Consider the following 25,868-nt stretch of genomic DNA (forward strand, 5'->3'; position numbering starts at 1 on the left):
TCGTCATAGGTCGTCACGATGTTTGCTCCATTGTCTTGGCCAACGCCTGCCAGCGGCGCTGATGCGATGAAAGGTCGGGCAGATCGGAAATATCCGGCGCCTCGGCGGCGAGCGGCACGGGCGATATGCGTTCTTCATGGGCCGCAAGCATGGCCGCACCTGTCGCCGTTCCTGTCGTGCTGCGGCTGACCAGCACGCGGCGGTCGGGTAGGAGGGCGGTAACGATGGCGCCATAAAGGGGGTCGACCACGAAATTGCCGTCGAGCACCACCGTTCCCGCCGGCGGTAGATCCCGGATACAGGCCGCACTCAGCAGCGCGGAATAAAGTACAGCGAGCGTGAAGCGGACGTCCTCATCGTCTGCAAGCGGCCCTTCCAGGCGGCCACGGCGCGCAGTGCCGGGAAAGAGCCCGTCGTCCGAGCCGAACGTCGGCAGCGCGAAAGTGCCTGAAGCGATGATCCTCCGAAGCGCGGACAATGAGGCAGGGCCGGACGCCTTTGACGCGACCGCGGCAAATTCCCGACCTCCCATGGTCAGCATGCCGGGCGTTGGATTGCCGAAGACATCGGCATTGCAGGAATGGCCGGGTTGTTCGTCGCTGAAATCGACGCCGTTACGGTCGGTCAGCGCAACGATCCAGGTCCCCGTCGACACGACGGTAAAATCGGAGAGATCGGCTGCCTGATAGCGATAGAGATTGGCCGAAGAGTCGTGCACGCCGCACAGAATACGTGTCGTCGTCTTCAGGCCGCATTGCCTGGCAAGCTCAGGCTTCAACGGGCCAAGCGTTTCCCATGCGCGCCGCATCGGCGGCATGAGACGCTGCCACCCGCGATTTGCGACGAGCGCGGCGGGCCGGCCGTCGGCTGATGCCCATAGATGCGACTGTGCCGCAAGGCTCGTCACCTCGCTTGCCAGAACGCCGGAGAGGCGGAAAGCCCAATATTGCGGCGTGGCAAGATAGGCGTGAGCTGACGCAAACGTCTCCGGCCAATGCATTTCCTGCCATAGCATCTGCCGCGCGAGATGGGCCGCACCCAGCATGATGGCGCTTGCCCGCTCGCGATAGGAGCCAACAACTGATCGATAGCGCGCATCGACGTCGCTGGGGATCGGCTGTTCGTAGTCGATCATCGGCATTGCCGCACCCCGTCCATCGACCAGCACGCCGCCGGACCCATGCGCGCAGCTGACGATCGCGCCTATGTCGTGTCGCTTGCCCAGCTCCGTCAGGCTATCGATGAGCCACGCCTCCAGCTCGACAAGATCATGATGACGATAGGGCGGACCATCCTTGACGATATTCGGCGTCGACAGCGTTTCGAGTACATGGCCATCATCGCTTGCCGCCGACAGCTTCACATTGGTCTTGCCGATATCGAAAACCGCAACGATGCTCATTTTGGACCGGATAAACGCGCTGGCAGCAGCCACATCAGATAGGGCCGTGCCGTCTGTATCGCAGCAACGAAGATGAGAATGCCGCCCCATATCGCGACCGTCAGATAATTGCTGAGGCCGAACTGGTTGAAGCCCGAGGAGATGACCTGCAGGATCGCCAGCGCCAGCATCAACCCGCCGGCCGTACCGAAGCCGCCGAAGGGATCGACACCGCCGAGAACAGCCGCAAGGATCGTCACCAGCAGATAGGATTGCGCGTAATCCGCGCTCGCCGAGTTGAAGGTTGCCAGCATGACCAGCGCTGCGAAGAAGCAGATCAGGCTGGACATGACATAGACGCCGACCAGTACCCTGCGGGTATCGATCGCGGAATAGCGCGCCGCCTCGATATTCGAGCCGATCATGGCACAGGCGACGCCGAAGGCGGTGCGCCGCAATATGAGGCTGACGATGACGGCGACGACGATCAGCAGCAGGAAGATCAGCGGCACCCCGACAATGGTGGTCGTCCCAATGCGGCTGAAGCCGTCCGGTATGCCTGAGAGCGCCATGCCGCGGGTCAGATAAATGCTGATGCCGTCGATCAGAGATTTCGTGCCGAGCGTGATGAGGATCGGATGGACGCCGGTATAGGCGATGAGCGAGCCGGTGATGAGGCCGATCAATAGGCAGAGCGCGAGGCCGGCGACGAGCGCCAGGATGATCACGGCAACCGCCGTTCCCGTGCTGCTATCGGGCGTAATCAGGCTCTGCATGATAAAGGCCATCAGCAGCGCACACTGGTTCGTCGTTGCGATGATCGCAAGATTGAGGCCGCCCGTTATCAGCGGTGCCATCATCGCCAGAGACAGAAGGCCGAGCAGCGGCAGCTGGTACATGAAGGATTGCAGCGTGCCGAGCGAGGCAAAATTCGGAATGAACAGGGAGAAGCCGGCAACCAGAAGGATCAGCAGGACGACAAGCCCGGCATGTGCGCCGGGAATACTCATCCGCACACGCGCCACCAAGTCCGCCAGGCTGTTGTTGATATTGTAGAGAACTGGAGGCTCAGCCATTGGACGGCGCTCCGGCGATGATGCGGTGACGACGGCCCGGGCGCGAGCTGATGACGGTGATCGAGGTCGAGACCAGAATGGTGATGCCGATGACGATCTGGAAGAAATAAGAGGAAACACCAAGCAGGTTGAGTCCGTTCTGCAGCACGGCCAGAAGCACGATGCCGAGCAATACGCCTGGCACGGTGCCGATACCGCCTGTCAGGCTTGCGCCGCCGAGGACGGCAGCGGACAGCACGGCAAGTTCGGTATTGTACATAGCATTAGGCACGCTCTCGCCGACCCGGTGCGCCTGCAGCAGCCCGGCGATCGCAGCCATGAGGCCGAGATACCCATAAGCAACGAATTGCAGCCGGCCGATGTTCATGCCGATGCGCCGCGCCGCCTCCGCATTGCCGCCCATCGCATAAAGCTGCCGTCCGACGGAAGACCGTGTCATCCATGTCCAGGTAAACAACGTCACGATAACCATGGCGACGATCGGCAGCGTGATGCGGACGATGTCGCCCGACGCCGTCTCCATCCGCCAGAAGACGATCCGGTTCGTCCACCAGTCCGGCAAAGTGTAGATCGATTTGCCGCCGGAAAAATACATCAGCAGCGAGAAGCTGACGCTCATCATGGCGATCGTCGCGATGATCGAGGTGATGCGCACATAATGAACCAGCAGCGCATTGAGACAGCCGAGACCGGCACCGATCGAAAGGCCGCAAATAATGACAACCGGTGCGGAAAGGCCGAGCTGCGTTGCAAGCAGCGCCGCGCAATATTGCGCGACGGAAGCGGTTGCCGCAAAGGATATGTCGATGCCGCCCGAGACCAGAACAACAAAAAGGCCCATCGCCATGATCGCCTGCACGGAATAGGTTTCAAGCAGGTCGATGATGTTGCCAAGCGTCAGGAAATCGCGTGCCGTCAGTGAAAAGACGATCACGACGGCGACGATGACAGCCAGAAGCCAGGCTTCGGGGCGCCGTTTCAATTGCGCGACAAAGGATGGTCCGTCCGGTTGGCTGTGCTCACGCATAGATGCGCTCCTTCATATTGGCCTCGCTGACTTCACCCGGCACCGCCTCGCCGACGATGCGGCCGGCGCGCATGTGCAGAATGCGGTCGCAGGTCGCAAAGAGCTCCGACACCTCGTCGGAGATGAGAATGATGGCGACGCCTTGGCGCGCCAGATCGGCAACCACATCGTAAATGCCCTGCTTGTTCTTGATGTCGACGCCGACGGTCGGGGAATCGAGGATCAGCACCTTCGGCCGTGTCGCGAGCCATTTGGCCAGCACGACGCGCTGCTGATTGCCGCCCGAAAGCGTCTGCACGGCGCGATCGGCCGAGGGAACCTTGATGGCGAGCCGCTTGATCCAGTCATCCGCAAGCTCTGCGCGCGTCTTGCCGGGAATGAGCCCGAGACGGTTTGCCATGCCCTTCATGACGGCGAGCATGATGTTGTCGCCGATCGACTGCTGCAGGATGACGCCGAGGCTAAGCCGATCCTCGGAAACATAGGCGATGCCGGCGCGCACGGCATCGCGATTGGAACGCAGTGCGAGCTCCTTGCCCTCCAGGCGGATGCTGCCGCTCTCGGCGCGGTGCATGCCGAACAGCGTCAGGGCAAGTTCGGTACGGCCGGAACCAAGCAATCCGGAAATGCCAAGAACCTCGCCGCGATGCAGCGTGAAATCGATGTCGGCAAACTCACCGCGACGCGACAGGCCGCGGACTTCCAAAACAGGTGCCGCCTCCGCCATATCGCGCGCGACGATCGAATGATCGATATCCAATCCGGTCATCAGATGCGCGATCCTCTTTTCGTTCATCTGATCGGCAGGCCAGGTGCCGACCTTGCGGCCGTCGCGCATGACAGTGACCCGCTCGGCGATCTCGACCACCTCGTCGAGCCGGTGGGAGACGAAGACGACGGCAATGCCGTCGGCCTTGAGCCGCCCGACGATCCCCAAGAGGCGGTCAACCTCCGTCCGCGTCAGCGATGCCGTCGGCTCGTCCATGAAAATCAGCCGCGCCTGGGCTGCCAGGCCGCGGGCGATCGCCACAATCTGGCGTTCGGCGACGGAGAGGTCGGAAACCGCGAGATCGAGATCGAGCGCAAATCCGAGCCTTGCAAGGACAGCGCTAGCCTTCTCGCGCATCTTCTTCCACTTGACCGGTTTTACGAGCCGGTCGAGATGGTTTTCGATGGCAATATTTTCGGCGACGGATAGGTTCGGAAACAGCGACAGGTCCTGAAAGATGACCTGAATTCCAAGTGCTTTCGCGCGGGCGGGATCAAGCGGAAGAACCGGCTTGCCCTCGATTTCGATAATACCGGCCGAAGGCGGGTGCACCCCCGCCACGGTCTTGATCAGGGTCGACTTGCCGCAGCCGTTCTCACCGACGAGACAATGGATTTCGCCGGGCCTCACATCCCAGTCGATCTCCTCCAATGCACGTACGCCGCCGAACCGCTTGGACAGCCCAGTCAAACGCAGAAACGGAATTTCATCGCTCATCGATCCACTCCGATTGCCACGGGTCGGCCGGCGGCGGCACATAAGCCTGCCGCCGGCCCTCGGGAGGAACGCCTAGAGGCCGAGCGCCACAAGCCGATCGATATTTTCCTTATCGAGCGACTCCAGTTTCTGGGCCTGAATGAGCTTCTTGTCCGGATAGACGCGAACCTTGCCGACGCCGGTCAGCTCCATGTTGTCGGTCGGCTCCTTGCCGGCCGCCAGGATGGAGGCAAGCTGCACGAAGATCTCGCCCGCCGTCATCGGATTCCAGATGAAGCCGCCGCGGATCGTGCCCGATTTGACATACTTGACGCCCTGCCCCGGCGAGAAGCCGCCGACGAGCGCGATCGATTTCGCCTTTTCGCGATCGTCAAGAACGCGCGCCGCGCCGATGGGACCTTGCGAGCCGAATGTCAGAATACCCTTGAGGTCCGGATGGGCACGCAACTGGTCCTGCGTGGTCTTGATGCTTTCATCCAGACTTTCGGCTACGCCGAAGCGATCGCCGAGCATTTCCATCTTGGGATATTTCTGCTTCTGATAGGCGATTGCGGCGTCCGCCCAGGCATTGTGCAGCGGAACCGTAAGCGAGCCGACATAGACAATGTATTTGCCCTCCTCGCCCATCTGCTTGGCGAGCAAGTCCATATGCGCCTGTCCGTAACCTTCGATGGTCGTGAGCTCGAAGTCCCAATCGGCCTCCTTCTGGTTCGGGCCTTCATGGGCCAGCACCTTGATGCCTGCGGCACGCGCACGGCCAAGAACAGGATCAAGCGCAGCCGAATCATTCGGCACGATGCCGATGACAGCGACCTTACGGGCAATCAGATCTTCGATGGCGCGCACCTGCTGGGCGGCGTCGGCCTGCGTCGGCCCGACCATCCAGGCATTCGTCTTGTATTCCGGCGCCGCCTTCTTGATGCCGACTTCCATGGCATTGAACCACGGAATGCCGCCGATTTTGACCACGACACCGACCTGCGGCTCGGCCGCCTGCGCCACACCAATTGTGCCGCCGAGAGTTCCGACGACGACGGCGCCGCCTATTCCGGCGAGTATGGTTCGTCTTGTAACTTCCATTTTTCTCCTCCCAGTTTCGTTTTACCCGCCTCCTCAAGCGGGCTCCGCGGCGTCGAACCGCGGATCTCGACGGCGCAGCGCAGGCGTCGCGTAACCGGCTTTCCTCCAGAGCCGGTCATGCGTCGCAACAGCAGCGCCCAGGCCTGCTCGGCCATTTCCTCGACAGGCTGACGCACGGCCGTGATGCCGGGAGCGACCAGCCGCATCCATTCCATCTCGTCGAAGCTCGCAAAGGCGAGATCGCCCGGCACGGAAAGTCCGATCTCCGCCATGGTGCGGTAGGTCAGGAGCGTCGTGCCGTGGTCGAGTGAGAATAGCGCGCCTGGCAACGGCTGTCGGCGTAGCCGCTCTTCGAGGCGTTGCGCGCCATTATCATCGTCGATGCCGATCTCCAGCATCTCGACGTGCATGCGCCCGGCCGCGGTACGCACGCCCTCCCAGCGTTCGCGCACATTGGTGATCGACAGGCTGCTACCGAGGACCACGCAATCGCGATAGCCCTGCTCATCGAGATGCGCGGCGATCGCACCGGCCGCGGCCCCGTTGTCGACCGCGATCAGATCGAAACCGGCCGCATCCGGTATACGGTCGGCCAGCACGACCGGCGCGAAGAAACCATTCGGCAAGCGCTCGGCAATGGCGCCATCGCAGGGAATGACGATCAGGCCGGCCGGCCGCCAGGAGCGGATCTTGCGCAGCCGGTCGGCCTCCTCTTCGGCATTGTTGCGCGCGGAGACGACCACGAGGTCATAATCGTCGAGGCGCGCCAGATGCTCCAGCGTGGAAACGAAGGAGGCGAACATCGGATTGGTCAAATCCGGCACGACGACACCGGCGAGCTGCGCCTTGCGTGAACGCAATCGCGACGCGCCGAGATCAACGACGTAGCCCAGTTCGCGAACCGCGTCATTCACGCGCCTGGCGAAATCCGGAGAAACCGTCGGCTTGCCATTGAGAACATTCGAGACGGTCGCCACCGAAACGCCTGCCCTATCGGCTACCATCTTGATGGAGGGAGTTCGCGATTTCGACACTTTGCCCTCCCCCATCAACAATCTCCGATTGATACTACGAAAATTCTGGTGAAACGTTTTATTGTAAGCTATACCAGCATACATGCGGTGTCAACGTGAGTGCTTTCAAGTATAAAACGATTCACGTCTTTCGCATTGCAGCAATTGTTTTGCATCCACGAAACCGGGAGGACGATCATGAACAAGCTGGGAGTTCACGCGCTGGTCTGGGAGGCTGGCTGGAGCCGCGACGAATGCGCCCGCGCAATCGCGAGCAGCGCCGAGGTCGGCTACGACTTCATCGAGGCGCCGGCGCTGGACCCGAGCCTGATCGATCCCGAGTTCACCCGCCGCCAGCTCGAAAAAAGCGGCATCGGCATCAACTTCTCGCTCGGCCTCGATTTCGACACCGACATCTCAAGCGGCGACAAGGAGAAAGGTCGACGCGGCAAGGCGAAGCTGGAACAGGCAATTGCCGTCTGCCGCGATTGCGGCGGCGACTATATCGGCGGCATCCTGCATTCAGCCTTCGGAAAATATACCGAGCCGACAACGGCGGCGGGCGTCGCGCAATCGGTCGACATCCTGCGCCAGGTGGCCGAGACGGCGGCGAAAAGCAACATCACGCTCGTGCTCGAGGTGGTCAACCGCTACGAATCCAACGTTCTCAACACGGCCGCCCAGGCCGTTGAAATGTGCAAGCGCATCGGCATGCCGAACGTGAAGGTGCATCTCGACGTCTATCACATGAATATCGAGGAATCCGATATTCAGGCCGCCATTCTCGAAACCGGCGATTATCTCGGCTATTTCCATACCGGCGATTCCCATCGCGGCTACATGGGTTCGGGCACGATCGATCTTGCCGGCGTCTTCCGGGTTCTCGTCCGTTCCGGCTATCAGGGACCGATCACCTTCGAATCCTTTTCCTCGCGCGTCGTGGGACAGCCGCTCGAAGGCATTCTCGGCATCTGGCGCAACCTCTGGGACGACGGACGCGACCTGGCCGAGCACGCTTTGATGTACACGAAGGCGCAGCTCAAGGCCGCTCAGGAGGCCCAGCGGCAAAGCCAGCAGCGCAGCCGTCTGCCCTGATCGCCGATTGGCGCAGACTTGCCAATCAGCCTTCCGCAAGCTGCAGCACCGGCTCCCCTTTGAAAGGGAGCCGCTCACTCAGGCAGAGATCGCCTTGCTTTGAAGCGGAGTCTGATGAACGACGATGCGCGCGTGGTAGGGAACGCGTTCATAGAGGTCGATGACGTCCTGATTGACCAAGCGGACACAGCCCGACGACGTCGCCTTGCCGATCGAGTACCATTCCGGCGAGCCGTGGAGACGGTAAAGCGTATCCTTGCCGTTCTGGAAGATATAGAGCGCGCGCGCACCAAGCGGGTTCTTGATGCCCGGGTCCATGCCGCCATTGGCGACGGAATATTTCGCAAGCTCCGGCTTGCGGGCGATCATGTCGTTCGGCGGCTTCCAGCGCGGCCAATGCTGCCGCCAATGAATGATCCCCTCGCCTTCCCACGCAAAGCCGTCGCGGCCGATGCCGACGCCATAGCGCATGGCGGTACCGCCCCGCTCCACGACATAGAGAAATCTAGACACCGTATCGACGACAACCGTGCCCGGCGTTTCGCCGGTCGGATCGGGAACGCGCTGCCGATAAAATTTCGGGTCCAGCTTTCGATAAGGCACCGCCGGAATGACATGGCCGCCATCGACCACGGAGGCATAGCGTGCTTCGAGTTCGGGATCAGGTGTGATGACGCTTTGAGGTTCCGACGCAACGGGAACGACAGGCGGTGTACGAACAGGAGCTGCAATTGGGGTTGGAACGGGGGCCGTGGTGGCACAGCCCGCAAGCGCTGCGGTCGCAGAGATCGACCCGAGCATGAAAGCCCGCCGGGAGAGAGTCTTTTCGTTCTTCGTTGAGCGCATTCCTGTCCTAACAAACCTCGCACATTGATATCGCGTCCTCGACCGATGAGGCCAAAAGAGGCGACATGTCTAATCATTAAGTGGTGATGACCTCATAGTCAGTCCGGACCTATAATGGCAAGTTCGCCGATATCATGACCATGCAAACTCAATTGCCGAGTGTGGGCTAGAAGCCACAGGTATTACGCATTTCCGCAAGTGTAGTGAGCGCTGGAGGCTATCCCGATGCTTAAATGCCCCGGCTGCGGCCCGCAATATCTGTTCGCCAAACCGTCTCGCCACGCACCGCCTAGTCGCCGAATGAGCGGCCGGGCAGGACATTATGCTCCATGTCCAGCCAGGGCGGATTTTCCGCGTACATTTCCTCGATCAGCCGTTTGATCAGGTCGATATGAACAGAATTGTCGCCAACGCGATGGTTGAGAATCACCGGAGACGTCATCGCCTCTTCCTCGATCAGCCGATAATGGACATCGGACCGCATCTGCCGCGCCGATGACGGGATCACGCACACGCCGGCATCGGCGGCCACCAGCCCCAGAGCCGTCTGAATTTCCCGCACCTCGTGCACTTCCGCCGGGCGAACGTCGCGGCTCTGCAGCAATCCCAGCACCTGGTCGGCATAGCTCGGCCGCGGCTCCTTCGGATAGACGATCAGCTTCTGCCCGTGAAGTTTCTTCACCGGCAAGGGAGCGGAATCCCCTGCAAGCGCCGTACCCATGGGCACCGCAGCCACGAGGCGCTCTTCGCGCAAGACGGTGCCGACGACATTGGGATCGCTGTGACGCAATCGGCCGAAGCCGACATCGATGCGTCCCTCCTTGAGCGCGGGGATCTGCTGGACCGACACCAGTTCCAACAGCTGGATATCCAGTTCGGGCGCATGTCTGCGCATCTTGCGGACCAGCGAAGGGAGGCCGCCATAGAGCGTTGAGGCGACGAAACCGATGGAAAAGACGCTGTTCTGATTGAGGCCGATGCGGCGCGTCGCATCCCGCATCTGCTCGACGCGGCCGAGAACCTGCAGCGCCTGCTCGTAGAACAACCGGCCGGCATCGGTCAGACGCACGGGACGGCTCTTGCGGATGAGCAGCGAAACTCCCAGTTCCTCTTCCAGAAGCTGGATCTGCCGGCTGAGAGGCGGCTGGGCGATATGCAGCAATTCCGCCGCGCGCGTAAAATTGCGCTCCTGCGCGACAGCCACGAAGTAACGAAGTTGCCGAAGATCCATTTCCCACCTCCAAATATGGCAGCCGCTTGATATAGCCATCTGATATGTTGCGATGCAGTAAGTATATAGATATTAGCATTTTTCTCGTCATCATACCATAAAGGTATCGTTTGAGATGCAAATGGTGTTGGACGTTTGCCGCCTCCCCGCGCAGACTTCTGGCATGAACACGACCTTCACACCCATTGCGCCGAACGCGGCAACCTCCCCCGTCATTGACCGGGTAGAAACTTTGCTGATCGACCTGCCGACCATCCGGCCGCACAAGCTCTCCGTCGCGACGATGAACGGCCAGACCCTGATGCTGGTCAAGGTTCACTGCAGCGACGGCATTGTGGGCATCGGTGAGGGAACGACGATCGGTGGGCTCTCCTATGGCGGCGAAAGCCCAGAAGGCATGAAGCTCGCCATAGATACCTATTTCCAGCCGGCACTGCTGGGGCAAGATGCCACCCGCATCCAGATCCTGATGGCGCGCATCGGCAAGCAGATCAAGGAAAACCGCTTCGCCAAATGTGCGATCGAGACGGCGCTGCTCGATGCGCATGGCAAGCGGCTCGGCCTGCCCGTCAGCGAACTCTTGGGAGGGCGCATGCGCAGCCGGTTACCGGTCGCGTGGACGCTCGCCTCGGGCGATACTGCGACCGACATAGCCGAAGCCGAGAAGATGCTCGACCTTCGCCGCCACAGGATCTTCAAATTGAAGATCGGTGCCGGGACGCCGCGCGAGGACGTTGCCCATGTCGCCGCGATCAAGCGCGCGCTCGGCGATCGCGGCGCAGTTCGCGTCGACGTCAATATGGCCTGGAGCGAAACCGAGGCTGCCTACGCGATGGCCGCTCTTGCCGAGGCCGGATGCGAGCTGGTGGAACAGCCTGTCGCCTCCGCTGCTGCGCTGGCGCGGCTCGTGCGTCGCTTCCCCATCGCCTTGATGGCCGACGAATCCCTGCAAGGTCCGGAGACGGCCTTCGAGCTTGCCAAGATCAGCGGCGCAGATGTCTTCGCCATCAAGATCGAGCAGAGCGGTGGCCTCTTCAATGCGCAGCGCGTCGCGGCGATCGCCGATGCGGCCGGGATCGAACTTTATGGCGGCACCATGCTCGAGGGCGCGGTCGGCACCGCCGCATCGGCCCATGCCTTTTCCACCTTCGCCAATCTGCAATGGGGAACGGAGCTCTTCGGCCCGCTGCTGCTGACGGAGGAAATTCTGGCGACCCCGCTGGACTATCGCGATTTCGAACTGACCGTCCCCGATGGGCCTGGTCTGGGCATCGCGCTGGACGAAGACCGAGTGAAATTCTTCCTGCGCGGCGGATCACGCAAGACGGTCAGTGTCATCGGGTAGAGGATCAAGATCATGCTTTTTCATGTGCGAATGGACGTGAACATCCCGAGGGACCTGCCGCAGGCGGAAGCGGGCGAAATCATCGCCAGGGAGAAAGCCTATTCGCAGGAGCTGCAGCGCAGCGGAAAATGGCGGCATATCTGGCGCATTGCCGGTGAATACGCGAACTACAGCATTTTCGACGTGAAGGACAATGAGGAGCTGCACACGATCCTGATGGGCCTGCCGCTGTTCAAGTTCATGACCATCAAAGTCACGCCGCTCTTGCGGCACCCGTCGTCGGTCCGCGACGACGACACCTGAGGCGACGGCACGGGAGAGGCCCCTGCCGCAGGCCGGGTCTTAGAAGCGGCTTTCGCAACGACCGGAAAAGAGGAGGAGTAATATCATGAGTGTTAAGATTTTTGACAGGCCAGACGTACAGGATTTCCTGAAGGTTTTGAGCGGCCTCGCCAACGACAGCGGCAATCCGCGCGTCAAGCAGATCATCCATCGGTTGATGTCCGATCTGTTCAAGGCGATTGACGATCTCGACATCACGCCCGACGAATACTGGACCGCGATCGCCTGGGTAAACGAGATCGGCGCCGCCGGCCAGGCGGGCCTCATCTCGCCCGGCCTTGGGCTCGACCATTTTCTCGACGAACGTCTCGACGCCATCGACGATGCGCTCGGCATCAAGAACGAGACACCGCGCACCATCGAGGGGCCGCTTTACGTTGCCGGCGCGCCAGTGTCACAAGGATTCGCCCGCCTCGACGACGGCACCGATGCCAATGGCCATACGCTCATTATGCAAGGCACTGTCTATGGGGCCGATGGCAAGCCGCTGCCCGGCGCATCCGTCGAGGTCTGGCACTGCGACACGCGTGGCTTCTATTCCCACTTCGACCCCACCGGAAAGCAGGCGCCCTTCAACATGCGCCGCACGATCATTGCCGATGTCAACGGCTGTTACAAGTTCCGGAGCATCGTGCCGCACGGCTACGGCGTGCCTCCGGGCAGCCCGACCGAAAAGCTGCTGTCGGCGCTCGGCCGCCACGGCCAGCGCCCCGCGCATATCCACTTCTTCATCAGCGCCGACGACCATCGCAAGCTGACGACCCAGATCAATATCGCCGGCGATCCGCTGGTGAACGACGATTTCGCCTATGCGACCCGGGATGGCCTCGTGCCTGAGGTAACGGAGCGTACCGACGAAGCCAGTATCCGGGCCAATGATCTCAGCGGCCCGTTTGCGGAGATCGAATTCGACTTCCGCCTGACCGCCCTCGTCAATGGCGTCGACAATCAGGTCAACGAGCAGCGCAAGCGCGCAGCCGCGTAACCGATCGATGCGGTGGCCCGAAGGGCCGCCGCCCCTCTTCATCATCGATATTGTTGCTGTGCCGCACCCATGCGCCGCGAGCTGGAGAGACATCATGTCCGCGATCATAGACAAGGCCCGAGATCTCGATCATCTGCTGAGCACTGCCGTGCAAGATGACAAGGACGCCGGCATATTCCGTTGCCGCCGCGACATCTTCACCAACGAAGACCTGTTCGAGCTCGAGATGAAGCACATCTTCGAAAGCAACTGGGTGTATCTGGCTCATGAAAGCCAGATCCCTGATAACAACGACTATTACACGACCTATATTGGCCGCCAGCCCATCGTCATCACCCGTGACAAGACGGGAGAACTGCACGCCGTCATCAATGCCTGCGCGCACCGCGGCGCCATGATCTGCCGGCGCAAGCACGGCAACAAGGGCAGCTTCACCTGCCCCTTCCATGGCTGGACCTTTTCCAACACCGGCAAGCTGCTCAAGGTCAAGGACGAGAAGACGACGCAATATCCCGAGCAATTTGCCCAGAACGGCTCGCACGATCTCAGACGTGTAGCGCGTTTCCAGAGCTATCGCGGCTTTCTGTTCGGCAGCCTGAACGAAGACGTCGCCACGCTGGAGGATTATCTCGGCGCGGCCAAGGTCATCATCGACCAGATCGTCGACCAGGCCCCCGAAGGGCTGGAAGTGCTGCGGGGTAATTCGTCCTACATCTATGACGGAAACTGGAAGCTGCAGATGGAAAACGGCTGTGACGGCTATCACGTCAGCTCCGTTCATTGGAACTACGCCGCAACCATGGGCCGCCGCAATGAGGAAGGTACCAAAGCGGTCGACGCCAATGGCTGGAGCAAATCCATCGCCGGCGTCTACGGTTTCGAAAATGGCCACATCCTTTTGTGGACACGAGCGATGAACCCGGAGGTCAGGCCGGTCTACAATCGCCGCGGCGAGATCGAGGCTCGTGTCGGCTCGGACAAGGCGGATTTCATCATCAACCAGACCCGCAATCTCTGCCTCTATCCGAACGTGTTTCTGATGGACCAGTTCAGCACGCAGATCCGCGTGACACGCCCCATCAGTGTCGACAAGACGGAAATCAGCATCTTCTGCTTCGCGCCGAAGGGCGAAAGCGAGGCCGATCGCACGCTTCGTATCCGGCAGTACGAGGATTTCTTCAATGTGTCGGGCATGGGAACCGCCGATGATCTGGAAGAATTCCGCGCCTGCCAGGCCGGCTATGCCGGAACGGCAGCCCTCTGGAACGATCTTTCGCGCGGCGCGCCTCTCTGGATCGACGGCCCGGACGAGAATGCCAGGAGGATGGGTCTGGAGCCGCTGCTGTCAGGCGAGCGCAGCGAAGACGAGGGCCTGTTCGTCCGCCAGCATGAATATTGGGCGAAGGTGATGCGCGAAGCTCTTGCCGCCGAAAAGGAAGGAGCTCTCCCATGAACATCTCCCACGATGAGATCTGCGCCTTCCTCTATCGCGAGGCACGCCTGCTTGATGATCGCGAATGGGATGAATGGCTAACCTGCTATGCGCCCGATGTCGAATACTGGATGCCGGCCTGGGACGACGACGACCAGTTGACCGAAGATCCACATAGCCAGATATCCCTGATCTTCTATCCGAGCCGTGATGGCCTGGAAGACCGGGTGTTCCGCATCAAGACCGAGCGCTCCGGCGCATCGACGCCGGAGCCGCGCACCAGCCACAATGTCAACAACGTCGAGCTGCTGGCCCGCCGCGATGCGGAAGTCGACATTCGCTACAACTTTCACACGCTCAACCATCGCTACAAGGTCACGGATCAATTCTTCGGAACCATGTTCGTCACCCTTCGCAGGAGCGGCGATCAACTGCTGATCTCGGCCAAGAAAATCGTGCTGAAGAACGACTACATCCGCCAGGTCATCGACGTCTATCACATCTGAGAGACGTCTCCTGACGGCACAGGAACCGATGAGGAGAGTTCCATGACCAGCTATAACATCGCTTTGAATTTCGAAGACGGCGTCACCCGTTTCGTCGAATGCAAGGAAGGCGAAAAGGTTCTCGACGCGGCCTTTCGCAACAAGATCAACCTCCCGATGGACTGTTCGGACGGCGTATGCGGCACCTGCAAATGCCGCGCCGAGTGCGGCAACTACGATCTCGGCGACGACTATATCGATGACGCATTGACCGCCGATGAGGCAAAGAGCGGGCTCGTCCTCACCTGCCAGATGAAGCCGTCCTCCGACTGCGTCATCGCGGTCCCGACGACCTCGACGGCATGCAAGACCAGTCAACAGAAGTTCGTTGCGACCGTGGCACAGGTTACACCGCACAATGATGCAGCCATCGTACTGGAGCTGGAAGTCGATGCGAGCGCTCCCGTCTTTCTTCCCGGACAATATGTCAATATCGATGTCCCCGGCAGCGGCCAGCACCGCTCTTATTCCTTCAGCAGCGCTCCCGGCGAGCGTCGCATCGGCTTCTTGATCAAGAGGATCAACGGCGGCGTGATGAGCAGCTGGCTCGCAAGGGCGCAGACCGGCGAGAAGCTCGACATCACAGGCCCGATGGGCAGCTTCTATTTACGCGACATGCAGCGCCCCGTGCTCATGCTCGCCGGCGGGACCGGTCTCGCCCCATTCCTGTCGATGCTGGAAGTCCTGGCATGCGAAAACTCGCAGCAGCAGATCCATCTGATCTATGGCGTGACCCGGGATCTGGACCTGGTTCTCGTCGATCAGATCGAAGCCTACAGGAAGCGGCTGCCGAATTTCACATACAACACGGTCGTCGCGGAAGAAGCTTCCGCCCATCCGCGTAAGGGCTGGGTCACGCAACACATGCCGGCCGAGGCCCTCCATGGCGGGGATGTCGACGTCTATCTGTGTGGCCCACCGCCAATGGTCGATGCCGTGCGCAAATATTTCGACGACAACGGCATTACGCCCAACAGTTTCCATTATGAAAAATTCACGCCGAACGTCGCGGCGAAGGAGGCCGCATGAGCGGCTCCTATTTCCCAGGTCGCTTCTCCGGCAAGGCTGTTGTCGTCACCGGTGCCGCGCAAGGTATAGGCCGGGCTGTGGCAACGCGCGCAGCCGAAGAAGGCGGCGCCGTACTCTTCGTCGATCGCGCCGAATTCGTGGAAGAGGTGGCGGAAGGTGTGAAAGCCAGTGCCTTCAATGCCGATCTCGAAACCTATGAAGGTGCTGCAGCAGCCATGCGATTTGCCGCCGAGACTTTCGGCGGCATCGATATCCTGATCAACAATGTCGGCGGCGCGATACGCATGCGACCCTATGTCGAATTCGAAGCAGGCCAGATCGATGCGGAAATCCGCCGTTCGCTGATGCCAACCCTTTACTGCTGTCACGCCGTGCTGCCGCATCTGTTTGCGCGCGGTGGCGGCACGATCGTGAACGTATCGTCCAACGCGACGCGCGGCATCCATCGCGTGCCTTATTCGGCCGCCAAGGGAGGCGTCAACGCCATCACGCAATCGCTGGCAATGGAGCTTGGCGAACGGAATATCCGCGTGGTCGCGACGGCGCCCGGCGGCACGGATGCTCCGCCGCGCCGGATACCGCGCAATGTCAGCGGGGACAGCGCCGCCGAGAAGCGCTGGATGAGCGAGGTCGTGCAGCAGGTAACGGAATCGAGCTTCATGAAGCGCTACGCGACGATTGACGAGCAGGTCGCGCCGATCCTGTTTCTGGCTTCAGATGAGGCCTCCTACATCACAGGCAGCGTATTGCCCGTCGCCGGCGGCGATCTCGGCTGATTTCGAGGAACACTCCGGCGCCAACCGACGTCAGTCCGGGCTGGATAATGACGTCCGTTGCGCGCCAAATGTCGCCTTCACAGGTTGCAGGAGGATTCGGCGCCAGATTGGTTTTGCTGGCGGGATTTACGCTCCTCATGCACAGCCAGATCCCGTCTTGCCCGCGCACTCGCGGCCTCGATCGGCTCCGCCCTTCCCTGTTCGGCAATGGCAGCCCGCGCTCGCTCGATGTCGACCATGTAGTCGCGTGCCAGCGGCAGGGCCGAAACATTCTTTGTCAGCTGCAATTGCCAGTTCATGTGACCCATGCGGCGGAAGGCCAGCTCAGATCCGACGAGGTAGAATTCGAACATCCGACAAAACCGCTCGTCGTAAAGCTTGGCCAGGGTTTCCCTGTTCTTCATGAAGCGATCCCGCCACTGCGCGAGCGTCTTGGCGTAATGGAGGCGCAGGATTTCGACATCCGTCGTCCATAGACCAGATTTTTCAACCACGGATAGAACTTCGGAGGTCGCCGGCGAATAGCCGCCGGGGAAGATGTATTTGGCAATCCACGGATTGGTGCTGCCCGGCCCGTCGGCGCGGCCGATCGCATGGATCAGCGCAACACCGTCCTCCTTCAGCACCGAGCGGATCTTGTCGAAGAAGGTCTTGTAGTGGTTGATGCCGACATGCTCGAACATGCCGACCGAGACGATACGATCGACCGGGCGCGTCCAGGAACGATAATCCAAGAGCTCGAACGTCACCATGTGATCGAGGCCGGCATCTTTTGCACGCGCCCTTGCCGCCAGCAATTGCTCCTCGGAAAGGGTGAGACCCGTGACCCGGGCGCCGAACTCCCTGGCAAGATAAAGCGCCATCCCGCCCCAGCCGCAACCGATGTCCAGAACTTCGAGGCCCGGGCGATCGAGCATCAGCTTCGATGCGATATGCCGCTTCTTCTTGAGCTGCGCCTCCTCGAGCGTCTCGTCACCGACGGGGAAATAGGCGCAGGAATACTGCCTGTCGTCGTCCAGCATCAGCGAATAGAGGCGTGCGTCGAGATCGTAGTGATGCGCGACATTGCGCTTCGAGCGCCCGGCAAAGTTCAGCTGATCCAGGTTCCGGCGCAGCCAGCGAACCTTCTCCATCAGCTTTTCGAAAGGATGGCTCCCGCCTTCCATCATGTTGAGGGCGAGCAGGTCCACCATCTCGAAGAGATTGCCATCGACCGGCTCGACTTCGCCGTCCATATAGGCTTCCCCCAGCGCCAGCGCCGGATTGAGGAGCAAGCGGCGTTTTGCGCGGGCGGTCTTTATGTTCATCGCGGCGCGCGGTTCAGATCCCGTACCGAAACTGCGCGTGGAACCATCCGGAAAAGTGACCGTAAGGGTTCCGATCTTGATCAAGCGGGAAAGAGCTGCTTCTAGGAACATGACAACTACCTGTTTATCGTTTCCTTGACGGGTGATCCCCTAGCTCGGGAGCAGAGAAGAATCCCGTACCGGTATTGGTTTGTAAAGCGTACTACTTAATCTGGTAGAATATCCAGATCATTTGCGACATCAAGGTTGCGTTCGCGCGCCGATGCCCGAGGCGGCTGCATCGTTACCGACGAAATCGCTCGCGATATTCACTCGGCCCGGTGCCGATGCGCCGCAGAAAGGCCCGTCGCATCGTATCGGGGTTTGCAAAGCCGCAGCTTGAAGCCACTCTCTGCAATGGTGTTTCGGTATCTTCCAGCAGCCTGCGGGCGGAATCCACCCGGGCCATCTCGACGAAATCGGCCGGCGTAATGCCGGTTTCCTGCTGAAAGACGCGGGAGAAATTGCGAACGCTCATGGCTGCGCGTGACGCAAGTGTGTGAACGGTAAGCTCAAGCGACAAATGGTCAAGTACCCAATGCTGGATCGCCTGGATACGTCCCTCGGTCGCGATTTGTGCGGCAAGATGGACGCTGAATTGCGATTGTCCGCCCGGGCGCTTCAGGAAAACGACCAGCCGCCTCGCGACAGTCAGCGCAAGCTCGCGGCCGTGATCGTCCTCCACCAGCTTCAGGGCAAGATCGATGCCGGCCGTCACGCCGGCAGATGTCCATAGCGGCCCATCCTCCACATAGATCTGATCGGGAACGACGTTGACGGCCGGAAAGCGCTCGGCCAGCTCGACGGCATGCTGCCAATGCGTGGTCGCACTGTGGCCGTCGAGCAGACCCGCAGCCCCCAGGAAGAAGGCTCCCGTGCAAACCGAGCCGTGCCGGCGCGTCGAGGGCGCACGCAGCCTCAACCAATCGTGTAGCTCGATGCTCTCATAGGCCTGTCCGTAATTGGGCGTGCCTGCAACGAGCAACGTGTCGATGGCGCCATCGTCGTCATGGATCGATCCATCCGCGAGCAGCGACATGCCTCCGGCCCGTATCGTTCGTTCACGGCATGCCGACAGCGTCCGGATTTCATAATTTGCGATGCCCGGCGCCTGGCGGTTGGCTTCCAGGAATACGTCGAAAGGCCCGGAGACATCGAGGGACTGGGCATTGTCGGGCACGACGATGACAACCGGCTTCGCCTTAGCGGTCATTTCCTACTTCCCCACCCCACATCCCACGCCAAACCTTGCGTCAACGGCGGTGAAACGCTCCGCCCGAAAGTCGGACATTGGAATACAAACCTACAACCAGCCGCTCAGTTCCCGCCGAACGATCGACCCGATCACGCGCATTCCCGCTTCACTGTCGTTCAAACAGTCGATTCGCGCAAATTTTTCGCCGCCGCCAGCGAAGAAATACTCGGCATTCTCGGCCCCGATTTCCTCGATAGTTTCAAGACAGTCGGCGGAAAAACCGGGGGTTACGACCGCCAGCCGCTTTACCCCACTTGCCGCAAGGGCCTTGATCGTCTCATCGGTATAGGGCTTTAGCCATTCCGCCTTGCCGAAGCGCGACTGGAAGGTCACCATCAACCGGCTGACCGGCAAGCTCAGTCGCAGCCGCAGGAGATGAACCGTCCGCTGACATTGGTCGTAATAGGGGTCGCCGTTGAGGAGGGTGTCGAGCGGCATGCCATGGAACGACGCCAGGATGATCTCCGGCTCGAAATCGAGGCGCCTGAGCTGATCGGCCATCGAAACCGCGATCTGCTCGATATAATCGGGATCGTCGAAATAGGGAGCTGCGACCCTCAACGCCGGCTGATGGCGAAGCGCTGCCAGGGCCTCGAAGGTCTTGTCGCAGGCTGTCGCGGTCGTCGCCGCGGAATATTGCGGATAGAGCGGCAGCAGAAGAATACGGTCGCAGCCATTCGCCACCAGATGCTCTATTGCCGATTTCAGCGAGGGGTTGCCATACCGCATTCCCCAGGCGACGGCGATCTCCGCATCCGTGCGACCGAGCAAACCGGCCGCAATCGCAGCCTTGAGCTTTTCCGCCTGCTCCCTGCTGATCGTCTTTAGCGGGCTTTCGTCACGCTCAAGATTCCAGATCGTCGCATAATCCCTCCCCTTCCTTGCTGGCCGCGTCGTGAGAATAAGGCCGTTGAGGATGAAGAACCACGCAAGTCGGGACACCTCTATCACGCGACGGTCGGAGAGAAATTCCTTGAGATAGCGTCGGACCGACCAGTAGTCGGTGCCATCAGGCGTTCCGAGGTTGCTGAGCAGGATGCCGATCTTGCGGTTGCTGCTCCAGTGCAACGAACGGCGGCGGTCCATGCTCCTGGAAAGATCCAGCTTGACGATATTCATGTCGGCCTCCAAATCCTCGCGCCGCTTCGGACCGCTCGAAACGGAACGGTGTTGCGGTCAGGCACCCGCGACCCCGAGCGGCGGCGGGGGCGCGAACTATCTTGAAGAAAGATCGGGACGCGTTGCGGAAAAGGCCTGGCGCACCGCTTTCCGCAACGCTTGCAGGCGGCAGGGTGGATAGGGCCGCCTGCAAAACTGCATCAGAGTTCGCCGGCGGTCAATTTCGCCAGCGCGTCGGCAACACCCTTGCCATAGGCCGGGTCGGCCTTCGTGCAGTTGTCAATATGCCTCTGCTTGACTTCGGCCCTGGCATCTCCCATGGCGCGAGCGGTATTGTCGAACAGAGCCTGCCTCTGCGCAGGCGTCATCTTGCGGAAGAGATCGCCTGGCTGCTGGTAGTAATCGTCGTCGACACGATGATCCCAATGCGCTGCCGCTCCGGTGATTTCGAGCGGCGGCTCGTTGAGATGCGGCTGGTCCGTCCACTCGCCCCTGCTGTTTGGCCAGTAGGTCGGGGTGCCGCCAAGATTGCCGTCGGTCCGCATGGCGCCATCGCGGTGATAGCTATGGAACGGACATTTCGGCGCGTTGACCGGGATCTGGTGGTGATTGACGCCGACCCGGTAGCGCTGCGCATCGCCATAGGAGAACAGGCGCGCCTGCAGCATCTTGTCGGGCGAGTAGCCGATGCCGGGCACGATATTGGCTGGCGTGAACGCAGCCTGCTCGGTTTCGGCAAAGACGTTGTCGGGGTTGCGGTTGAGCTCGAAATACCCGACCTCGATGAGCGGATATTCACCCTTCGGCCAGACCTTGGTGAGGTCGAACGGGTTGAACGGAAAGGCCTGCGCCTGCTCGTCGGTCATCACCTGGATGAACAGCGTCCAGCGCGGGAAATCGCCCGCCTCGATACTGTCGAACAGGTCGCGGCCGTGACTTTCGCGATCCTTGCCGGCAAGTGCTTCGGCGTCCGCATCGGTAAGGTTCTGAATGCCCTGCTGCGTGCGGAAGTGGAACTTGACCCAGATGCGTTCATTGGCGGCGTTCAGCAGACTGTAGGTATGGCTGCCGAAGCCATGCATATGCCGCAGGCTCTTTGGAATACCCCGCTCCGACATGACGATCGTCACCTGATGCAGCGCTTCGGGAAGCAAGGACCAGAAGTCCCAATTCGCGTCGGCCGAGCGCATTCCGGTGCGCGGATCGCGCTTGATGGCGTGATTCAGATCGGGAAAGCGCAAGGGATCGCGGAAGAAGAAGACCGGCGTATTGTTGCCGACCAGATCCCAATTGCCTTCCTCGGTATAGAATTTCAGCGCGAAGCCGCGGATATCGCGTTCGGCATCGGCGGCGCCGCGCTCGCCGGCAACCGTTGAGAACCGGGCAAACATCGGCGTCTGCTTGCCGATCTCGGAGAATATCTTCGCCTTGGTGTAGCGCGAGATATCGTGCGTCACGGTAAAGGTGCCGTGCGCACCCCAGCCCTTGGCATGCATGCGGCGCTCGGGAATGACCTCGCGGGCGAAATGCGCAAGCTTCTCGATCAGCCAGACGTCCTGCAGCAATGCCGGACCGCGCGGGCCGGCCGTCTGGATATTGACGTTATCCGAGACCGGAGCCCCGGACGCGTGTGTCAGGAATGGCCTGTTGGTTTGGTCGTTCATCGGTTTCTCCTCGTTCATGGAAGCGACTGATGCGACCTTGTCATCCATGCTTATATAGATGAATGACAAGGATACTATATGATTAAGAGGCTTTGGCTCTCAATCGGTCTTCAGCGTGATCCATGACGCCTGGCGCGCTCGTGAAAGATCGAGCCGATGAAATCGAGGCTGGTGCGAGCCGCCAGAAGCGAGGTGATGCCTGAGGGATCATAGGGCGGCGAGACTTCGACGAAATCGACGCCGACCACTTCGAAGCGGCGGGCAACCTCGCGCAACAGGTCCTTGGCCTCATAATAGGTGAAGCCGCCATGGCTGATGGTTGCCGTGCCCGGCGCGATCGACGGATCGAAGCTGTCGATGTCGATCGAGACATAGACGCGCTCGCCGTCCGGAATATGGGCGAGAGCTGCAGCCGCGCCGATGGTCCTGAACCTGCGCAGCGACACGACATTGGTGCCATAGGCTTTGGCTGCCTCGTAATCCTTCCTGCTGACCGAGGCCATATTGTGCGGGCCGAGCGTGGTGATGCCCTTCACATGCGCCATCTCCGAAGCACGACGCATCGGACTGCCATGGCCCCAGGTGATGCCGTTGCGGCCGTCGATGAAGTCGAAATGGGCATCGAGATGGACGATATGGATCGGCTTCTCGTTCGAATAGGCCGCAATCGTCGCCATGGTGATCGCATGGTCGCCGCCGAGAATATAGGGCATGGTCTTGGCGTCGAGCAAAGCGCGCACGGCAAGCTCGGCATTGGCGAGACTGCGCTTCGTGTCGGCATAGATGACATCGCTATCGCCGGCATCGACGATCTTGACCTCTTCCGCCGTCAGATATGTCACTTCGTCTTCGAAATCGAAGACGCCCTCCGGGCCGAAGCCATGGAACATCGACATCTCGCGAATGGCCCGCGGGCCGAAACGGGTGCCGACGCGATAGCTGGAAGCGGTGTCGATCGGCACGCCCAGCACGGCGACGTCGGCACCATCGAGCTTGTCCCAATCGGTGCAGGCGGGCTGCGTTGCGAAGGTCGCAAGACCGACGAAGGGAAGGTCCATGCGCTCGGGCATGTTGCGGCTGTGGAACTCGGTTGTCATGGCAAAATCCTTTCTTGGATCGCGTCGCGAACCGGGCGCGCGGATAGGCGCCCGGCAGGCAGGCGTTGATGGCGTTCAGCAGATGCCGTCGGTGATGCCTTCGCCCTCATAGGCGCGGCGGACGGAGGGAAGGGCCGTCACCTTGTCGAGCAACTTGGCGATCGCCGGCCGGCTGCGCGGCGGCTTCGTCATCGGCCGAGCCCAGCGCGAAAGCATGACGAGATAGAAGTCGGCCGCGCTCAGCTTGTCTCCGAGGAAAAGCGGGCCGTTTGTCTTCAGATGCTGCTCGATGACATCGAGATAATTGCTGGCGCGCGCTTCGGCGCCGCGCTTGACGACTTCGACGGCGGCCTTGTCGTCTCCAGCCAGACGATCCGGGTACTGCCAGATCATCAGCTCTTCCTGAAGCGAGTTCGTCAGGAACGTGAGCCACTGGTAGAACTTGGCGCGCTCTGCCGTGCCGACGGCCGGAGCAAGGCCTGCCTGCGGATGCTTGTCTACGAGATACAGGACAATAGCGGCGGCCTCGAACAGGACGAGATTGCCATCAACCAAGGTAGGGATACGGCCATTCGGGTTGATCTTCATGTATTCCGAAGACTTTTGAGCGTTCTTTGCGCGATCTACGATAACAATTTCGTAGTTCGCGCCAATTTCCTCAAGAACCATATGCGGTGCTGCATTGGCATTCGCTGGGAAATAGTGAAGCTGATACATTTTATGTTTCCTTGGCTGCGTTTCTACCAGTCAAGAATAGATTTCCACCAATTTGTCCGCAATGAAGGATATCCGTCTATTTCGGCCAAAGACCCGTCAATCCAGGCCGTTTCCAGCGCCTTGCCGAATGACCTTGCTTGCCGGAGTATCCGCGACATATTGATAGATGGAAGACAATTAACTAACGATATAAATAGACAATAGCTATCACCAAGGTAGACTCTGATGAACCTCAGCGGACTGTCTCTGCGAGATCTGGAATATGTGGTGGCGATCGCCGACCATTTGAGCTTTGTCCGCGCCGCCGAACAATGCCGCGTTGCCCAGCCCTCACTGTCGGCGCAGGTCCGCAAGCTGGAAACCTGGATGGGGCTTATGATTTTCGAGCGCACGACCCGTCGCGTGTTGATTACGCCCGAAGGCCGGCAATTCGTCGATCAGGCGCGCAAGGTATTGCAGGAGGCACGTCAGCTTTTCATGGTCGCCAGAAATACGGCGCTTCCGTTTGGAGGCTCATTGCGCCTTGCCGCGATATCGACGCTCGGTCCTTATCTCTTCCCCCGGATATTGCCGCACCTGCGCACCGACTACCCCGAATTGACGATGGTGCTCGGCGAGGGCCTGACGGACGATCTTGCCGCTAAATTGAGTGAAGGCGACCTCGACGCAGTCCTGTTATCACTGCCGCAACCGGACCTGTCGCTCTCGACCGCTGCCATCTTCGACGAACCCTTCTTCCTGGCCTGTCCGCATGGGCACGCGGCGATGAGCAAGGGCGGCCCCAACTGGGACGGGCTAAGGCCGGAGGAGCGCTTGCTCCTGGAAGAAGGACATTGTCTGCGCGAGCAGGCTCTTGCCGCCTGTTCGGTGGTCGATCGGAGCAACCGGCATGGAACCAGCCTCGAGACGTTGAAATACATGGTCGCGGCCGGCGAAGGATGCACTCTCGTTCCGGCGCTTGCGATCGCCGACAAGGACGCGGTCGCCTATAGCCCTCAGCCCGCGGCCGGCTTCGTTCGAAGGATCGCATTGGCATGGCGCCGCAGCGATCCGCGCGACGAAGAATTCAAGATCCTGGCGTCGCACTTGCGAAGCATCATCGCGACTCTGGATCTGGGCGTTTCATTGCCGTCCAACAATACGAAAGACATGGGCTGAACCGACGGCCGCCGAAGTGCTGGAAACGAGCCATTCAAGCCGCCGCGCCGAAAGACAGCAATGGGGAGCGGGCCGTTTTGCGACGTCCCGCAACGAGATGGATCTACCAGCAGGTAAAGCCGCCATCCACGTTCACGATAGTGCCGGTCATCAGGCTCGCAGCACCTGATGCGAGAAAGAGAACTGCGCTCGCGACCTCCTCGGGCGTCCCCATACGCCCCATCGGCGTCTCGATATAGGTCGGGGCGACGGCATTCACCCGGACACCATACTCAGCCCATTCGGCCGCCATCGACCGCGTGAGATGATGGACGGCCGCCTTGGACACGTTGTATGGCGTCTGCGGCTGCGGCCGATTGCAGATGATACCGGACATCGAGCCGAGATTGACGATGGCTCCACGCCTCGCGGCAACCATATGACGGCCGAAAGCACGCGAGCACCAGAACACGCCATTGATGTTGACATCCATCATTCGCAGCCAATCGGCATCGGTGACATCCTGCGAGGGAATGCCGCTCTGGCCGATCCCGGCATTGTTCACCAGGATCGTCGCGGGGCGACCGTCATCGGCAAGCTCGGTCGCGATCGCTTCCATGCGTGCGGAGTCGGTGACATCCCCGATCCGCAATTCGATCTCGTACCCCCTGTTTCGCAGGGCAAGTGCCTCCTGCGCATCGGCCTCGCCACGCTCGATAACGACGATCGCGGCACCCGCTTCCGCCAGCGCCTCTACGCAGCAAAGGCCGATGGCGCGACCGCCGCCGGTAACCACGGCGCGCTCGCCGTGGAGCCGGAATTTTTCCTGATAGCTCATCAACAT

At 60.7% G+C, this 25,868-nt stretch carries 24 protein-coding genes; 9 read left to right on the top strand and 15 right to left on the bottom strand.

The genetic code is table 11. The annotated features are described in order from the left end of the window. Positions 1 to 13: 13 nt before the first annotated feature. From BJ928_RS15420 to BJ928_RS15445, 6 genes are all read right to left on the bottom strand, one after another. The gene (locus BJ928_RS15420; protein WP_047630360.1) at positions 14 to 1,402 is read right to left on the bottom strand and encodes an FGGY family carbohydrate kinase; all 1,389 of its coding nucleotides are present in this window, start codon (positions 1,400 to 1,402) and stop codon (positions 14 to 16) included. Then, the gene (locus tag BJ928_RS15425) at positions 1,399 to 2,457 is read right to left on the bottom strand and encodes an ABC transporter permease (protein WP_047630362.1); all 1,059 of its coding nucleotides are present in this window, start codon (positions 2,455 to 2,457) and stop codon (positions 1,399 to 1,401) included. Before BJ928_RS15425 ends, BJ928_RS15420 begins: the two co-directional genes overlap by 4 nt. Beyond that, positions 2,450 to 3,484, bottom strand: coding sequence for an ABC transporter permease (locus BJ928_RS15430; protein WP_047630364.1), 1,035 nt, complete (start codon positions 3,482 to 3,484; stop codon positions 2,450 to 2,452). The genes BJ928_RS15425 and BJ928_RS15430 overlap by 8 nt, the downstream gene beginning before the upstream one ends. Beyond that, complete coding sequence (locus BJ928_RS15435; protein WP_047630367.1) at positions 3,477 to 4,970, bottom strand: sugar ABC transporter ATP-binding protein; 1,494 nt, start codon at positions 4,968 to 4,970, stop codon at positions 3,477 to 3,479. The genes BJ928_RS15430 and BJ928_RS15435 overlap by 8 nt, the downstream gene beginning before the upstream one ends. A gap of 72 nt (positions 4,971 to 5,042) precedes the next feature. Further along, positions 5,043 to 6,050: a substrate-binding domain-containing protein gene (locus BJ928_RS15440; RefSeq protein WP_047630369.1), complete on the bottom strand. Its 1,008-nt coding sequence runs from the start codon at positions 6,048 to 6,050 to the stop codon at positions 5,043 to 5,045. Further along, positions 6,014 to 7,084 carry a LacI family DNA-binding transcriptional regulator gene (locus tag BJ928_RS15445; RefSeq protein WP_245432335.1) on the bottom strand — a complete coding sequence of 357 codons (1,071 nt, stop codon included), beginning with the start codon at positions 7,082 to 7,084 and terminating at the stop codon, positions 6,014 to 6,016. The genes BJ928_RS15440 and BJ928_RS15445 overlap by 37 nt, the downstream gene beginning before the upstream one ends. 177 nt (positions 7,085 to 7,261) lie before the next feature. Between BJ928_RS15445 and BJ928_RS15450 the strand changes: the two genes are divergently transcribed. Continuing rightward, positions 7,262 to 8,158 (top strand): sugar phosphate isomerase/epimerase family protein, encoded by an 897-nt coding sequence (locus BJ928_RS15450; protein WP_047630371.1) that lies wholly within the window; start codon positions 7,262 to 7,264, stop codon positions 8,156 to 8,158. 78 nt (positions 8,159 to 8,236) lie between these two features. Here the strand turns inward: BJ928_RS15450 and BJ928_RS15455 are convergent, their stop codons facing one another. Both BJ928_RS15455 and BJ928_RS15460 read right to left on the bottom strand, forming a co-directional pair. Next, a complete protein-coding gene (locus tag BJ928_RS15455; RefSeq protein ID WP_047630373.1) occupies positions 8,237 to 9,004 on the bottom strand; it encodes a L,D-transpeptidase in 768 nt (255 codons plus the stop codon). Positions 9,005 to 9,293: 289 nt separating this feature from the next. Beyond that, positions 9,294 to 10,235, bottom strand: coding sequence for a LysR family transcriptional regulator (locus tag BJ928_RS15460; RefSeq protein ID WP_047630375.1), 942 nt, complete (start codon positions 10,233 to 10,235; stop codon positions 9,294 to 9,296). A 163-nt stretch (positions 10,236 to 10,398) separates the two neighbouring features. Here BJ928_RS15460 and BJ928_RS15465 point away from each other — a divergent pair, with 163 nt between their 5' ends. The 7 genes from BJ928_RS15465 to benD all read left to right on the top strand — a co-directional run bounded on the left by BJ928_RS15465 (position 10,399) and on the right by benD (position 16,689). Next, positions 10,399 to 11,580, top strand: a complete 1,182-nt coding sequence (locus BJ928_RS15465; RefSeq protein ID WP_052227567.1) for a muconate/chloromuconate family cycloisomerase — start codon at positions 10,399 to 10,401, stop codon at positions 11,578 to 11,580. A gap of 12 nt (positions 11,581 to 11,592) precedes the next feature. Next, on the top strand, positions 11,593 to 11,883 hold the full coding sequence (gene catC / locus BJ928_RS15470; RefSeq protein ID WP_047630377.1) for a muconolactone Delta-isomerase: 291 nt from the start codon (positions 11,593 to 11,595) through the stop codon (positions 11,881 to 11,883). Between the two features lie 85 nt (positions 11,884 to 11,968). Further along, the gene (gene catA / locus BJ928_RS15475; RefSeq protein WP_047630379.1) at positions 11,969 to 12,907 is read left to right on the top strand and encodes a catechol 1,2-dioxygenase; all 939 of its coding nucleotides are present in this window, start codon (positions 11,969 to 11,971) and stop codon (positions 12,905 to 12,907) included. A gap of 94 nt (positions 12,908 to 13,001) precedes the next feature. Continuing rightward, complete coding sequence (locus tag BJ928_RS15480) at positions 13,002 to 14,360, top strand: Rieske 2Fe-2S domain-containing protein (protein ID WP_047630381.1); 1,359 nt, start codon at positions 13,002 to 13,004, stop codon at positions 14,358 to 14,360. After that, entirely contained in the window at positions 14,357 to 14,845 is a 489-nt protein-coding gene (benB, locus tag BJ928_RS15485; protein WP_047630382.1) for a benzoate 1,2-dioxygenase small subunit, read from the top strand. The genes BJ928_RS15480 and benB overlap by 4 nt, the downstream gene beginning before the upstream one ends. Positions 14,846 to 14,887: 42 nt before the next feature. Next, positions 14,888 to 15,913, top strand: a complete 1,026-nt coding sequence (gene benC, locus BJ928_RS15490) for a benzoate 1,2-dioxygenase electron transfer component BenC (protein ID WP_047630384.1) — start codon at positions 14,888 to 14,890, stop codon at positions 15,911 to 15,913. Beyond that, a complete protein-coding gene (gene benD, locus BJ928_RS15495; RefSeq protein ID WP_047630387.1) occupies positions 15,910 to 16,689 on the top strand; it encodes a benzoate diol dehydrogenase BenD in 780 nt (259 codons plus the stop codon). The genes benC and benD overlap by 4 nt, the downstream gene beginning before the upstream one ends. 77 nt (positions 16,690 to 16,766) lie before the next feature. On the opposite strand, the gene BJ928_RS15500 is transcribed toward benD, so the two are convergent. From BJ928_RS15500 to BJ928_RS15530, 6 genes are all read right to left on the bottom strand, one after another. Continuing rightward, positions 16,767 to 18,107, bottom strand: coding sequence for a class I SAM-dependent methyltransferase (locus BJ928_RS15500; RefSeq protein WP_047630389.1), 1,341 nt, complete (start codon positions 18,105 to 18,107; stop codon positions 16,767 to 16,769). A 172-nt stretch (positions 18,108 to 18,279) separates the two neighbouring features. Continuing rightward, the gene (locus BJ928_RS15505; RefSeq protein ID WP_052227568.1) at positions 18,280 to 19,248 is read right to left on the bottom strand and encodes a GlxA family transcriptional regulator; all 969 of its coding nucleotides are present in this window, start codon (positions 19,246 to 19,248) and stop codon (positions 18,280 to 18,282) included. Between the two features lie 90 nt (positions 19,249 to 19,338). Next, positions 19,339 to 20,376 (bottom strand): ferrochelatase, encoded by a 1,038-nt coding sequence (gene hemH, locus BJ928_RS15510; RefSeq protein WP_245432347.1) that lies wholly within the window; start codon positions 20,374 to 20,376, stop codon positions 19,339 to 19,341. A 233-nt stretch (positions 20,377 to 20,609) separates the two neighbouring features. After that, positions 20,610 to 22,091 carry a catalase gene (locus tag BJ928_RS15520; protein ID WP_348628219.1) on the bottom strand — a complete coding sequence of 494 codons (1,482 nt, stop codon included), beginning with the start codon at positions 22,089 to 22,091 and terminating at the stop codon, positions 20,610 to 20,612. Positions 22,092 to 22,183: 92 nt separating this feature from the next. Further along, positions 22,184 to 23,170 (bottom strand): agmatinase, encoded by a 987-nt coding sequence (locus tag BJ928_RS15525; RefSeq protein ID WP_183079413.1) that lies wholly within the window; start codon positions 23,168 to 23,170, stop codon positions 22,184 to 22,186. A 75-nt stretch (positions 23,171 to 23,245) separates the two neighbouring features. After that, positions 23,246 to 23,887, bottom strand: a complete 642-nt coding sequence (locus BJ928_RS15530) for a glutathione S-transferase family protein (protein WP_047630392.1) — start codon at positions 23,885 to 23,887, stop codon at positions 23,246 to 23,248. A gap of 225 nt (positions 23,888 to 24,112) precedes the next feature. On the opposite strand from BJ928_RS15530, the gene BJ928_RS15535 reads away from it, so the two are divergent. Then, entirely contained in the window at positions 24,113 to 25,045 is a 933-nt protein-coding gene (locus tag BJ928_RS15535; RefSeq protein WP_052227569.1) for a LysR substrate-binding domain-containing protein, read from the top strand. A 103-nt stretch (positions 25,046 to 25,148) separates the two neighbouring features. Here the strand turns inward: BJ928_RS15535 and BJ928_RS15540 are convergent, their stop codons facing one another. Beyond that, positions 25,149 to 25,862 (bottom strand): SDR family oxidoreductase, encoded by a 714-nt coding sequence (locus BJ928_RS15540; RefSeq protein ID WP_047630393.1) that lies wholly within the window; start codon positions 25,860 to 25,862, stop codon positions 25,149 to 25,151. Between the last annotated feature and the right edge of the window lie 6 nt (positions 25,863 to 25,868).

The organism is Rhizobium sp. WW_1, assembly GCF_003610155.1.
GTDB classification, from domain to species: Bacteria; Pseudomonadota; Alphaproteobacteria; order Rhizobiales; family Rhizobiaceae; genus Rhizobium; species Rhizobium tropici_A.